This window comes from Microbulbifer mixtoriginis (SeqCode) (genome assembly GCF_052466865.1).
The window spans coordinates 1132881-1147627 of sequence record NZ_CP174293.1 but is presented as its reverse complement, the minus strand read 5'-3'; the positions used below and the strand labels follow the sequence as shown (position 1 = coordinate 1147627).

The following is a 14747-nucleotide window of genomic DNA, read 5'->3' as shown; positions in this document are numbered from 1 at the left end:
GCGGCCACTTGGGGGTAGCTGCTTTCAAAACTCGTCATTTTTGACAACAGATTATAAATCCAACGATCAAGAGAGGATTGACAATGAAAAAGAACCTCCTGTCCGCAGCCGTGAAAGGAGCCATTGGCTTCACTGCTGCCGCAATTATGGTTCCGGCCATGCCCGCTTTCGCTCAACAAGATGCGGAGATGGTTGAAGAAGTAGTAGTAACTGGCTCGCGTCTCAAACGCCAAGATCTAGAGTCTGTAACTCCACTGACCTCAATCGGCGCAGAAGAATTTAAGATTTCCGGCAACCTAAATATTGAACAAAAGCTTGCTGAACTTCCTCAAACCATGCCAAGCTTCGGGCCCAGCTCAAACAACCCAGGTGATGGTACTGCCCGCGTCGACCTTCGCGGTCTTGGCTCCACACGTACAGTGGTACTCGTTAACGGCCGTCGCTACATTCCATCCACCCAGACTGGCATCGTCGATCTCAACACCATCCCTAGCACACTAATTCGAAGTGTAGATGTAATCACCGGTGGGGCATCTGCCGTATACGGTTCTGATGCATTGGCCGGTGTCGTCAACTTCCAGATGGTGGATGATTTTGAAGGCGTACAAATTACCAGCCTCTATGATGTTACCGAAGATGGCGATGGCGCCAAACGCAATATAGACCTTACTATCGGTGGTAACTTTGCCGAGGGTCGCGGTAACGCAACCGTATACGCCTCCTGGAGTGATCGCGATGCGGTGTTCCAAGCTGATCGGGGCTTTAGCCGAAACACCTGGGAAGAAGGTGACACCGATGGTGATGGCATTGACGATAGCTTGGTTCCCGGTGGCTCCTCAGGTGTTCCAGGTACGCGGGTGTTTGGAACAGGTACCGGTGGAGTCGGCACAATTTTTGAGGCGGATGGCACCTCACGTGACTTCAGGGACCCCGAAGACCGCTTTAATTATGCGCCAGATAATTACCTTCAGCTCCCACAAGAACGCTTTATGGTCAGTGCATTTACTCACTATGACCTGACTGACAAGATGACCGCCTATGGCGAGATGGCATTTACACATAACGAAGTGCCCCAGGAGCTAGCCCCAACCCCTGCTTTTACTACTGTTGCCGTTAACCCTAATACCCCATTTTTTGACTCCGCTTTCCAGCAACAACTCAAAGACCTGAATGCTGCCCGCGGACTTGAGGAAAATGCGCCCACCAGCATATTTGTTGGTCGTCGCATGGTAGAAAATGGCTCCCGCCAATCCGTTGATACCCGCGATGCCTTCAGAATCTTGACAGGTTTACGTGGCGACTTTAATGACGACTGGTCATTTGATGCCTATTACAGCTTCAGCAACCTTGAGCAGACCAATCAGCTCAATAACGATGTTGCAGCTTCCCGCTTTCGTCAAGCAATCCTGGTAACCGATGATGGCACTCAGTGTCAGGACACCTCAAATGGCTGTGTCCCCCTCAATATCTGGGGTGCAGGTAACATTACCCAGGAGGCCATTGACTTTATCAATGTGGGCGCGACCAATACTACGAGCATTACGCAAGAAGTAATCTCTGCAAGTGTATCTGGCGTGTTGGCTACCATCCCAACTGCTGACGAGCCCATAGGCCTCGTTGTTGGCCTCGAGCATCGCGATGACGAATCTACCTACCGCCCAGACAGCTTCCTTTCTTCTGGCGATGTGCTCGGATTTAATGCCGGTGAAGCGACTGTAGGCGGCTATACCGCTATGGAAGTATTTGCCGAGGTGAACGTACCGTTGATTTCGGGAAGAAAAGGCGTTGAAAGCCTGAGCCTCTGGGGTGCGGCTCGTTATTCCGACTACTCAAATATTGGCGGAGTAACTTCCTTCGCGACGGCCTTGAACTATGCACCGATAGAAATGGTTAAGTTCCGTGCGGGCTATCAAGAATCAGTACGTGCGCCAAACGTCAGCGAACTATTCCTTGGCTCCTCTAATGGCTTCCCTCCAGCTACCGACCCTTGCGCAGAAGGCAATGCCACCCCTGAAACTGATCTGGACCTCTGTGCGGCAATGGCAGGCGTTCCAGCAGGCAGCTTCGAACAAGCCAACTCCCAGATTGAGGGCACCTTTGGAGGCAATCCAGAGCTGAAAGAAGAGACTTCAAGCACCCTCACTTTCGGTGCTGTAATCGAGCCTATGGACGGCCTGGATATCGCCATCGATTACTATGACATCGAAATTGAAGATGCTATTGATGTCTACGGTGGGGGCGTAAACAATACTCTTGATATCTGCTATAACGTCTATAAAGATATCAACTCCCCTTACTGTCAGGTAATATCTCGCCGCGCAGACGGCAATGTTGGTCTTGTTACCGCACTCAACGCCAACATTGGTATGATTGAAACAAGAGGTATCGACCTTAATATCAATTACGGCACGGATCTTAACTTTGGCATTGACGGCGCTTCCTATCTGAGCATCGGCTTTATGAGCTCTTATCTGCTTCAGTATGATGAGATCCCCGTTGCTAGTCTACCGGATCGAAAAGATGAGTGTGCAGGCAACTTTGGCCCAACCTGCGGTTCACCTCGCCCAGAGTTCAACTGGAATACCAGAGCTAGCTGGCAGACTGGTCCTCTGACCGTATCTGCCCTGGTCCGTTATATCGATGGTACTGATGACGAAGCCAAAGGTGATGGCACTCAATTGGTAGTACCTTCAATAGATGAAGAGTACTATCTCGATCTGAGTCTTGGCTACGCTGTAACTGAGAATTTTGACCTGAATCTTGGCGTTAAGAATGTTCTTGATACTGAGCCAACAAGACTGGGCGAATCTCAGGAGCAAGCAAATACCTTCCCATCAACATACGATTTGTTAGGGCCTCGTTACTTCATGAGTGCTAGCTATCGTTTTGAATAATATCGCTTAATTTTGTATGTGATATAAAAGAAACGGCGAGCATGGCTCGCCGTTTCTTTGAGTGGTAGAAGTCAATGAACAATAAGAGCCTTAGTTTTTACCAATTGTTATCCCAGCTGGGAAAAATGATAGAATCCGGGAAAGCAAGTAACGCACTGCCCACGATTCTGAAGCTACAGAAACAGCTCCCGGGTGAGCCTAACATTCTTCACTTAGCAGCAGCCACCCAAGAATCCTTAGATAATAAACATAAAGCCAAGGAGCTTTTTATAAAATCGCTTAGAGTTAAAAGCGATCAACCACATGTGCACAATAACTTTGCCAACTTTTTGAAAAAGCAAGCTGAAATAGAAGCAGCTCGATACCACTACCAACAAGCCATTCACTACAGCCCTAATTTTGCAGAAGCATGGAGAAATCTAGCAATACTAGAGTTTGAAGCAGACAATCTGGATGCTGCCTACAAGCATGCCTTAAAAGCTGTAGGCTTAACTCCTAACCTCCCTGCAGCTTTAACTCTTCTCGGAAACATATGCAGGAAAAACGACCAGCTCTTAGATGCGATACATTTTTTCCAAAAAGCGAAAGAAAAAGACCCCAGATATTTAAAGGCCATTTATGGGCTTGCTATAACTTATTCAGAACTGGAGAAACCTGAAAAGGCGCTTGCTTTATTTGAGGAGGCACTTACTTTAGCTCCAACAATGAATGAAGCACTTTACTCTAAAGCTTTAGCGGAGCTAAACCTTGGCCGCTATAGTCTGGCCACTAAAACTCTTGAAGAGTTAGTTAACATAAACCCTCTGCACGTAGATGCTCATAAAACTTTGAATGAGGTTTATTGGCAGCTTGGGGATAGGAGTTTATTCTGCAAAAGCTATCTCAAAGCACCAAGAGATATAAGAGAAAATAATGGAATCACGATTTCTCACATAGAAAGCCTTATCGCAGCAGGATTAATTGAAAATGCTCAAAGCACTTTAGAGGCTCAGATTGACTCCAATAAAAATTTTGAATTGATTTTTCTTCAAGCCAGGATTGAGGAAGAAAAAGGAGAATTAAAAAATGCATTAAAAATTTACGAAAATGTCGCATTAATGCAGTCCAGCCCAAGCATGACCAAGCAATACTTAATGGCACTAATCAAGGCTCAGGAGTTTGAAAAAGCAGACAAGCTAGTCAACCAAGCTCTGAGAAACAGCCCCGATGATCAATTGCTATGGGCCATTCAGGGCACTTGCTGGAAAATACTCAAAGATGAACGGTATCTTTGGCTTAACGAAAATAGCAGCTATGTTCGCCAATACACAATACCTACTCCGAAAGGATTCTCTAACCTTAATGAATTCCTTCTATCTCTTAAAGAAGAACTTTTGAGTATACATAACCTAAAAGAGCGCCCTCTTTTCCAGTCAGTACGTTCTGGAGTCCAAACTCCAGGGAGATTGTTTCACAAGAACATACCAATAATACACTCTTTAAAAGAAAGCCTTAGGGAGGTGGTTTCTGATTATATTTTCAGTCTTCCCAAGGATATAGAACACCCTCTACTAGGGAGAAAGTCTAGTAGCTTTAAATTTTCTGGATCATGGTCCGTAGCACTACAAAATGGAGGCCATCATGTTAGCCATGTACATCCTCAGGGCTGGATAAGCTCAGCTTTTTATGTGGAAGTCCCTCCCCCCACAAGCAAACTCCACCAAAAAGATGCAGGTGACATCTATTTCGGAAAATCCCCACACCAACTTGGCAATAAGGATTTTATCGAAAAGCAAATAACCCCCACTAAAGGCGCGCTAGTATTGTTCCCATCCTATACTTGGCACGGAACAATACCACTGCCGAGTAAAGCAAAACACTTAAGAATTACAACACCATTTGATGTTATACCAAGCCACAAATAAAAGGCTTCCAACCTTACTGATTCATCTGCCCTCGCCTCAACCAACCAGTAATAGAGTAGCGGCTCCCTCTTGCAAATGGGGTAACATATGAAACAGAGTGTTTTTGGGGAACTTTAAATAAATTCACAGTATTAAAAGTGGGCACCAACCCTTTAACCGCGCTTACCTCCCCACGATTAAAGTGCAGAATCCCCCCCCAATCTGCATTCCAATTTGGCGTTAGGTTTATAACGTATGCCGCAACCCTGTTTTTACCAAGAACACCATCATCATGCTCTTTGAGAAAATGCCCTCGATCAAAGCAAGTTGCCTGAACATCAGCAAAAGAGATGCTTTGATCCCCAGTAATTGAGCGCATTAAAGACAAGAATGGTTGGCTATTCACCAACTCAAAAATGCCTAAAAAACGCTTATCTTGGCCATATTCACGATTACAAATATCAAATATGGGGATACTTTTGTAGAGGTATTGAAATTCTTCCTCCGCCTGAGACCATATAATATCGTTCAGTGTATCTTTTTGCTTACTATTCCAACTACAATAATCAGAAAAACCAATATCTGTATGGGAGCCCAGCTTATTAAATGAAAGATTCCACTCCTTTTGCCCCGTCAAAAAGGAAAAAAGATCGCTCGCTGACTGCGACTGGAGGATATTAGACACCCGTACTACCGATTCTCTTAAGTACTCCTCCCGCAGCCTATCAATATTGAGATCAGGTGATATATAATACATTAAAATCTCCAGCAAGTATCTCTAAATAGAAATGCCTCAAAAGTTAGAAATGCTCACACAAAAAAGAACCTTATTTTACTAAGGGGAGTATACAGGGGTAAAGCAATTACATGAAGCATTACAATAATATACACAAAGACGCCGTTAACACTTCCCAACAACCAAAAGATACTCCACCCGACTGGGGGCCCTCTATTGCAGCAATAGAGTCACATTTGAGAAATAAGAATTACAATACTGCATACTCTCAACTCCTAGAGCTAACCCCTTCAACCCCACTTGGGGAAGCTCAAGTCTTATCGACTCTTGCCTTTACCGCCAGACATTTGAACAAAAATTCTGAAGCCCTATCTTATTTAAGGCAGGCAGAGCTAGTAGATGGTATAAAACATAGCACCCTTAAATTTATAGCATCAGAATATGTTGCCCTTAAGGACTATCCACAAGCCATCAACACAATTAAAAAAATTGAACCGATGGACGGCCAAACTTTCCATCTTCTGGGATACTCCTATTTCAGACAAGGGGACATAGGAAAAGCGCTACCAATCTATAAAAAATTATTTTTTCATATCCCCGAAAATCCATCTATAGCCCGGGAACTATCACTTATCGCTGCAGAATTTAGAGATTATAAAACCGCTATAACTGCATTCTCTAAGTATCTACAACTAATACACCCATCCGCCTCTGACCATTTGAAGTTCGCAGACCTGTTATTAATGGGAAAAAAAGTAGATGAAAGCCAAATGGAGCTTAGCAAAGCAATAAAAATGGGGGAAAGATCCCCGCATGCAGACCTGATCAACGCCAAAATAAATCGACTAAATGGAAACTATAAAAAATCTTTAAATAACGCTAAGCAGGCAATACTAAAAGCCCCCCAAATTGCTGGTGCCTGGCAAATTATTGCTGAGTTAATATCTCCAGATGAGATTGATGATGCATTAATCGCTAAACTACAGCACACTATTGAGTCACATGCCGCCACTCCCATCGACTCAGAAATGTACCACTTTTCATTTTCAGAAATTCACATAAAAAAAGGAAATTATTTAGAGGCTTACAAACAAATAAAATGCGCAAACAAAATAAAGCTTGAAACGTTAAAACGCACAAACAACATATACAACCCCAAAAATACCGAAGAGAAAATTGAAGAGATCATAAAGTCTTTCCCCCTCCCTTCAAGTAAACCTACCACAAGCTCTAGCCAGCACCGCCCAATATTCATTGTAGGAATGCCCAGATCTGGAACAACCCTGATAAACAAAATAATAGGGAGCTCAGGAAATGCTCGAAGCGTCGGTGAAAGTGAAGAATTGCCAAGAATCATCTCTCAGCTAGAGCTAGAACTTGAAGGGCAACACCTTAAACATATTAATAAAATTAGCACGAGCAAATGGAACTCGATGGCTGAAAGCTATATCAAAGCCAACGAGGCACATGAAGAACAAATTATTGATAAGATGCCCAGCAACTTGCTGAACGTTGGTTTAATTTTTTCACTTTTTCCCAAAGCCCGCATAATACAGCTAAGTAGAAACCCTTTTGATGTATGTATGTCAATCCTATCAAAACCCTTTCCTGAAGGTCACACCTACGCCTGCAGAGAACAAGACATCGCGCACTACTACTATCAATCAACTCGGCTAATTGATTATTGGAGCAAGGTGTTCCCAGATAAAATCTTCAACATGAATTTTGATAATTTTCTGAGCAACCCTAAGAGAGAATCAATAGATTTATTTAATTTTTTAGGTTACGAATGGAAAGATAGCTTCTTATCCTCACAGAAAGAATCCAACAACTTTACATTTAGTGAATTACAGGTTCGTAAGCCAATCAGTTCTATTGAGGCAGAAAAATGGAGGCCCTTTTCTGAAGTTGCTACAGACCTCACGGAAGCCTTGGCACGTGAATCAAAAAAAGTCAACACCTCTAGCAACAAATTAAGCAAGAGTTAAAACATGTCTTATAAGTTAAACAGTGAGATCAACCTCTCATTTTGGAAAAATGAATTCAATAACGACTTAAAGTGTAGAGTTAGTAATTTATTAAGTGATGATTCAGCACACCTAATAAAAAACAATATTCAGAGTTATGCCAAGTTTAAGCAGGCTCACATTTCAGGAAAGCAATATTCAGAAATCTCAAAGAAGGAATTTCAACAATTAGGGGTTAATGAGCGTCTCTCACTTATTAAAAGCATCAATAAACTGGCAAGTAACGGTGTTGGCTTTTGGTATGGAAGGCAAGGACTTAATCAAAACTCCCCCCCCCACTTGGCCAGCATTTACAATCTGCTGTCTAGTGAAGAGATGATGAGCAACATTAGGGAGATCACCGGAATGCCTTCGCTGACTTACCTAAGCGCTCAGCTAACAGCTTTTGCTCCAGGAGATTTTATTACAAGACATAAAGACGATGTTCAATCCGAAAAAAGACGCGTTGCTTTTGTATATAACCTTTCGGAAAACTGGCACCCAGACTGGGGGGGGTTGCTTCAATTTTATAAGAACGATGGCACTCCCACTGAATCCTGGGTGCCTCAATATAACAGCTTATGTTTATTTGACGTCAAGCACGTTCACTCCGTAACCTGTGTCGCTCCTTTTGCACCACAATTGCGAATAGCTATTAGCGGCTGGTTTCACGATAAATAAGACAAGCCTTTTATTAGCCACAACCAGCTCCAGTGTTCTATATAGCTTTTAGATACTGGAGCGATGGCACAATCAGCTAAAAGAGGCCAGGCTAGTAATATAAAGATGCAAAAATAAAGTATTAATTAGCATATCGATTATAAGAGTGCCTCTCCCTACTCTAACGAACTTCCTCCGGAAGCTACCACTCATCGGTTCGATGATTCCCTCCTTGCATGAAAGAAAAATAAACTCTTTAAAAAATCAAGGATATAAGCAAAAAAAATCAAGAAAATCAGGATTACATAGGACAAATAAACTAAATAAATAAATTTATCTCTCTAAACATAGCTTGCTCCTTACCTCTTAGTATCAGCTAGTTGTCTACTAAATTGTCATAATAGTTCCATATTGAAGCCATTTCATTTAAAGTCAGCTTTGACAGGTTATCCCGTATAAAATATATAGCCACAAAGCACCTTAAGTATAAAAAGGTTCCACTATGATCAAGACCAAACTGAGCGTTGCCATTGCAGCACTGGGCACCATCGCCAGCTCTGGCGTTTTCGCCCAGGAATCCATCCCCGGACCAGAGGTTGAGGAAGTAGTTGTTACTGGTTCCCGCATTGCTCGTGACCCACTCTCCACTACCGGCCCCATTACCCTGGTTGACTCTGAAGCTATCCAGCGTTCTGGTGTAGGCACCATTGATGAGTTGCTCAACCAGCTACCATCCATGGGAACAACAGGTATCAATGCCAACGACAACAACGGTGGTGCTGGTCTGTCATTTGTGGACCTGCGTAACCTGGGTTCTGCCCGTACCCTAGTGCTGGTTAATGGTCGCCGCTTCGTATCTTCTAGCTCTGGTGTCGCTTCTGCCGTAGATATGAACAATATCCCGGTTGATATGATCGACCGCATCGAAGTTCTTACCGACGGGGCCTCCGCTGTATACGGCTCTGATGCGGTTGCCGGTGTAATCAACGTTGTTCTAAAAGATTCTTTCGACGGTGTTCGCATTAACGCCCGTGCAGGTGCCACTGAAGCCGGCGGCGGTGAGAATGGTGAGCTGTCTATTACCTTCGGTAAAGAATTCGATCGCGGGCAATTTATCGGTAACATCACCCATAGCAAACGCGATGAAATCACATTTAAAGACCGTGACTGGGCTGGATTAGAAAGCTCCATGTCACCAACCGGCAACATCTATACCGACTATGGTAAATTTGGTGTAGATAGTGATGGGAAGACATTAGGGGCCTTCTCCTACTATGATATCGGACAGTACATGTGGCTGTCCGGAGCCATGGAACGCACCAGTTTTACCGGTAGCGGTACCTTTTCCATTACAGATGCAATTGAATTTTATGGTGAGGGTTCCTATACCAGCAAGACTACCAATCAGCAGCTGGCAGCCCAGCCCATGTACAGTAGCAATGGGCTAAAAATAACTTCTGATAACTTACCTGCCGAAGTTCAGGCCCAACTTGCTGATGCTTGGCAGGAAGCTGAGGACGCCTATCAAATTGAATTGGCTGCCTATAACGCTGCGCTTGCTGAGTGGAAGTCTCAGGGCAGCCCGAAAGATCTGGAGCCTAGTGAACCGGAGGCATCTCATGGTGACTCTTGGCAAGCAGGACTGACCGATGTTCGCTTGCGTCCGGTTGCAGGTGGCACCCGAGACTCTGAACAGCAGACAGAAACCTATCGTATTCTTGGCGGCCTCCGCGGTGACCTAGCTAATGGCTGGGGCTGGGATACTTTCGTGAGCTACGGCAAGAACGAAGGGGAGAATACTGTTGGTAACTCCATCAATAAAACGCTGATGCAGCAGATTCTTGATGGCACGAGCGGTATTGCTGAAGAAAATATTCAGCTTCTCGGTGGAATGAGTGATGAAGTCATCGATTACATCAGCTACACCGACCGTGAAGATAATGAATATGAAATGCTCAATTTTGGTGCCAGCTTAACTGGTGACATTGAAGCAATTCAATTTCAAGGTGGTGCTTTAGGTTTTGCTAGTGGCATTGAATACCGTAAAGAATCTGGTGAGTTCAATCCAAGTGCTGAAACCCAGAGTGGAGCAACATTCAGTAATCAGCAAGATGCTACTTCTGGCGATTTCGCTGTAACTGAGGTATTTGCCGAATTCAACCTGCCGATCTTGTCAGGTGCCAAGTTTGCAGATGAGCTGTCTGTTGATGCAGCCATACGTTACTCTGACTACGATACCTTTGGTGGTCAAGCAACTTACAAGTTAGGCGCAGTTTACGCACCAACTGAAAACTTGCGCTTCCGTTCCAGCTTGTCCACGGCCTTCCGTGCGCCGGGCATCTATGAACTCTATAGTGGCACTGCACAAAGCTACGAAACTCTAATTGACCCCTGTGACACCAGTGAAAGCAACACTAAGGGACAAGGAGATTACTGTGGCGATCTCAGCTCCAGCTTCCTTCAGGCAGGTAACCAGATCGCTACCAATATTGGCGGTAATCAGGACCTACAGCCGGAAGAATCTACCAGCTTTACAGCAGGTATTGTCTGGACACCGGCCTTTACTGAAGACTTGTCCATTACTCTGGATTACTTCAATGTAGAGATCAAAGATGCAATTACCTCCACAGATCTCCAGCAGCTGCTTGACGATTGTTATCGCTCAGGTATAGCCACAGCGTGTAACGAGGAGTTAGTAAGACGCGATAGCACCGGCCAAATTGTGCATCTGGAAGGCTCACTGCAGAATATTGGTGAGATCAAAACCAGCGGTATTGATATCGATGTAGTCCAGAATTTCCACTATGACACTGGCAAGCTGGCCCTTCGTGCTCAAGCGACTCACCTGCTTGAGTATGATGAGTACAATGCCCAAACTGACCAAACTACTGATAGAGTGGACTACATAGGCACTACTGGTGACGCTTATACCAAATGGCGCGGCTTGGCCAGTGCAACCTGGTATGCCGATAACTGGGACTTCGGTGCTGACGTTCAGTATATTGGCGACGGCCACAGCCCTTACCTGGACATGCCTTCCCACACCTACCTGAACCTGAAGGCCGGCTGGGATGTGAACGAGGCTATGCGTTTGACTGCCGGTATTGATAACGTAACTGACCGTGAGCCAGCCACTACTTCTGGTAGCAACTGGAACGCCACTTACGACTATCAGGGCCGCTATGCCTGGGCTGGTGTTACTTACCAGTTCTAATTAGCGAATCTCGCAAGTCAATAAATAAGAAAGGGGCCAATCTGGCCCCTTTCTTTATTTAGCAATTTAGCATTGAATTTTAGTACGCCCTTGTACTTAACACTTAATTACAAGTAACAAAAACCCTCACTCACTCTGCATTATCAGATGCAATTTTCGCTGATAGGCGTTGACTGTTGAGGGACTAGTCACCAACGAGAAGGCCTCTTCAAAGCTCTCCCTTGATGCCGCCATTTCCCCAAGCTGATATCTGGCCAACCCGAGCAGAAAGTGGAAGCGATGATCACCCTCATAATGCGATACAGCTCTGCGCAAGCGGCGTTCGGCCCGCTTGAAGTCCCCCTGCTCATAGGCCTCCCGTGCCTGGTAGAAGAGATAATAGGGATTACGTCCCCGGTGGTAGCGGGCACGCTTGGCGTATTCATCGGCAAGTGCTTGCTGGCCGTTGTATCGGTAGAGACGCTCCAGATTGCTGATTGCAACGAGGTTGCTGCTTTTTAAATGTAAGGCTTGCTGGTAACTTTGCTGCGCCTCGGTTAGAAAACCGAAGTGGCTGTACATGGCTCCCAAGTTGGCCCATAAATCACTCCTTTGTGGACGCAGCTCCAGAGCCTTGCGCAGATATAAAAAGGCTTGCCCTCTCTCCCCTTCACGCATCAACTCAACTCCGCGATTACTGTAGAAGAGAGCAAAAGCCGTCGTATCATCCAGGATGTGCTGATCGTAAGCGGGGTCATAAGCGGCAAGGTTGAAATCGACTACACGGCGACCGCGCGAGCCTTCCGATACCATATTCACATGTCTGTAAACGACGAAGGTCTCAGCCTCATCGTGGCTCCAGACGGGAGGCACTTCTACCTGATTGAAGGAAGCCTCAGCCCCTAATTCCCTTGCCATCGCCACCATCATCAGAGTGAAGGCTAAGCAGTTACCCCGTGCCAGCCGATAGGTTTCCATGGCTGTTAAGGTAGCGCTTTCATCATACTCCACAGTGAAGTCGCGCAGCTCAAAGGCCCGTATCAGGGCTGCCAAACGACTTTGCGGGCTGGCATTTGGAGCTAACTCTTTCAAATAAGCGCGTATATCTGAGTCTAACCCCAGAAGATCTTCTTGCGGCAACTCCTCCATGGAGACCGCTCTGCCCAGCAAAGCCTCACCGCTCAAGGCATTTTCCAAGTCAATTGGCTGAATATGACCAGACGGTAGCCTCGCACATGCACTCAAGAACAGGAGCAGACTTAGCAGCAATAGGGTTTTCATTGTTATTTTCCCCTTAAAATTCCATGTTACGCAGGATTTACCACTTATCACGCTGCGATGGAAGCACCTGATTACCATTTCTCTAAATTGTTCCACAACGGTTCGCCTGCAATTTAGACAGCTGGTAAACTCTGTCGGCTGTACTGGAAGCTCTGGAAGCAGCCCAATCAATCCCGCCCCTTATTCCGGGAGAGTGGCTAGCGGAGGTTCCCCAATAACTATTACAGACAGAGGAACTTCTATGTCTTCTAATGTCGCGGACGTCACAACGGCGGCCTCTCCGAGCTCGGGCGAATTGCTCGGCCACCCGAAAGGGCTCTATATCTGTTTTGCTACAGAGCTTTGGGAGCGATTCTCCTTCTATGGGATGAAGTACTTACTCCTACTCTACCTCACCAAGTATCACCTTTTTACCGATAGCGCGGGTTACGACGTACTCGGCGCCTATGCCGGCCTGGTATACGCCCTGCCCCTGATCGGTGGTCTGCTGGCCGACCGCTACCTGGGTATGCGCAAGGCCGTACTATTTGGCGGTGTGCTGCTGTGTCTAGGCCACTTGTTAATGGCTGTGGAAGGCCATCAGGCTATCTCCTATGCGGCAGGTACAGTTCTTTCAGAAGCCATTACTTTGAATGATGGCAGCGTGATTGCGGCAGGGACCACCCTGACTGAAAACGTAATTATTCAGGATGTGGTGGCCCTCAAAGTCTTCTTTATGGCCCTGGCACTGATCACCGTGGGAGTCGGCTTCTTGAAGCCCAATATTTCCACCATTGTCGGCCAACTCTATCCGAAAAATGATTCCCGCCGCGATGCCGGCTTTACCATCTTTTATATGGGCATCAACGTAGGTTCCTTTATTGCTACCCTGCTGTGCGGTTGGCTGGGAGAAACTTACGGTTGGGGCTATGGATTTGGTCTTGCCGGTATCGGTATGGTCTTCGGCCTGATCACCTTTGTTTGGGGCCAAAAATACCTTGACGGCCTGGCAGAACCGAGCCGTCCGGAAGTACTGAAAGAAAAGGCGCTTGGTCCGATCAATAAAGAGTGGGCTGTTTACCTCGGCGCCATCCTGTCTCTTGGTTTGGTTTGGTACCTGGTACAGAGTGAGCCCATGGTGCACCTGGCTCAGAACAGCCTCTTGATCGTCGCAATCGTCGGCCTAATCCTGTTCTCCATGCTGTACAAAGACAATAAGAGTAAAGATGTTGTCGCCATTGGTATGGCAGCTCTCTCTGCCGGCCTTGGCCTGATTTGGGCCTTCAATGGCGACGACCTGTGGTTGGGCGGCATGTTGCTGGCTCTGGTAGCCTTTATTGGTTACGGCTTTGTCCGCCACTATAGTGAGGAGTTCTCACGCACCGTTGTACTGATGGTCCTTATTACTTCTACTATCGTCTTCTGGGCATTGTTCGAACAGTCCGCAGGTTCTATGACCCTGTATGCAGACCGTGTACTGGACCGCTCCATCGGCGACGGTGAAGTACGCGCCTCCATGTTTGGCTCACTCAACGCAGGCTTTATCATGCTGCTGGCCATTCCCTTCGCAACCCTGTGGGTTTGGCTGGGCAAGCGCGGATGGGAACCAAGTACACCGGTGAAATTCGGTTTGGGCATTATCCAAGCTGGCTTGGGCTTCGGCGCCTTGGTGCTAGGTGCTGCATACCCCACAGAGGCCGGTAAAGTAGCAATGATCTGGCTGGTGCTCGCCTACCTGTTGCACACCTCTGGTGAGCTGTGCCTCTCCCCTGTTGGTCTGTCCGCCGTGACCAAGCTGTCCATTGGCAAAGTGGTCAGTGTGAGTATGGGCACTTGGTTCCTGGCAACAGCCCTGTCAGAAACCGTTGCAACCCGTATCGGTAAGATGGCAGCTGTTCCCCAGGATGGAGCAACTGATCTCGCCTCCACTCTGGCGACTTATACCAACCTGTATGAGTATCTGATGTGGTGGGGCCTGGGTGTCGGTGCATTGATGATTGTTATCTCACCGCTGCTGAAAAAAGGCATGTGTGGTATCCGCTAAGAAGAACCACCATAGCACCAAAAGGCCGCTGTTTTACAGCGGCCTTTTTATTTTTGGCCTCCCTCCTCTCT

General features: G+C 46.3%; 8 protein-coding genes. 6 read left to right on the top strand and 2 right to left on the bottom strand.

Translation table 11 applies throughout. The annotated features are described in order from the left end of the window. Positions 1-83 precede the first annotated feature (83 nt). Both ACJJJA_RS05240 and ACJJJA_RS05235 read left to right on the top strand, forming a co-directional pair. Entirely contained in the window at positions 84-2894 is a 2811-nt protein-coding gene (locus ACJJJA_RS05240; protein WP_444903917.1) for a TonB-dependent receptor plug domain-containing protein, read from the top strand. Between the two features lie 74 nt (positions 2895-2968). Next, positions 2969-4798, top strand: coding sequence for a tetratricopeptide repeat protein (locus tag ACJJJA_RS05235; protein WP_444903916.1), 1830 nt, complete (start codon positions 2969-2971; stop codon positions 4796-4798). A gap of 13 nt (positions 4799-4811) precedes the next feature. On the opposite strand, the gene ACJJJA_RS05230 is transcribed toward ACJJJA_RS05235, so the two are convergent. After that, positions 4812-5534 carry a 2OG-Fe(II) oxygenase gene (locus ACJJJA_RS05230; protein WP_444903915.1) on the bottom strand — a complete coding sequence of 241 codons (723 nt, stop codon included), beginning with the start codon at positions 5532-5534 and terminating at the stop codon, positions 4812-4814. Positions 5535-5644: 110 nt separating this feature from the next. On the opposite strand from ACJJJA_RS05230, the gene ACJJJA_RS05225 reads away from it, so the two are divergent. The 3 genes from ACJJJA_RS05225 (at position 5645) to ACJJJA_RS05215 (ending at position 11393) form a co-directional block, all read left to right on the top strand. Continuing rightward, the gene (locus ACJJJA_RS05225) at positions 5645-7501 is read left to right on the top strand and encodes a tetratricopeptide repeat-containing sulfotransferase family protein (RefSeq protein WP_444903914.1); all 1857 of its coding nucleotides are present in this window, start codon (positions 5645-5647) and stop codon (positions 7499-7501) included. 3 nt (positions 7502-7504) lie between these two features. After that, positions 7505-8200, top strand: coding sequence for a 2OG-Fe(II) oxygenase family protein (locus tag ACJJJA_RS05220; protein ID WP_444903913.1), 696 nt, complete (start codon positions 7505-7507; stop codon positions 8198-8200). Positions 8201-8681: 481 nt separating this feature from the next. Beyond that, positions 8682-11393, top strand: coding sequence for a TonB-dependent receptor plug domain-containing protein (locus tag ACJJJA_RS05215; RefSeq protein WP_444903912.1), 2712 nt, complete (start codon positions 8682-8684; stop codon positions 11391-11393). Positions 11394-11519: 126 nt separating this feature from the next. Here the strand turns inward: ACJJJA_RS05215 and ACJJJA_RS05210 are convergent, their stop codons facing one another. Continuing rightward, the gene (locus tag ACJJJA_RS05210; protein ID WP_444903911.1) at positions 11520-12653 is read right to left on the bottom strand and encodes a tetratricopeptide repeat protein; all 1134 of its coding nucleotides are present in this window, start codon (positions 12651-12653) and stop codon (positions 11520-11522) included. Positions 12654-12894: 241 nt separating this feature from the next. Between ACJJJA_RS05210 and ACJJJA_RS05205 the strand changes: the two genes are divergently transcribed. Further along, positions 12895-14676, top strand: coding sequence for a peptide MFS transporter (locus ACJJJA_RS05205; RefSeq protein WP_252084672.1), 1782 nt, complete (start codon positions 12895-12897; stop codon positions 14674-14676). Positions 14677-14747 lie beyond the last annotated feature (71 nt).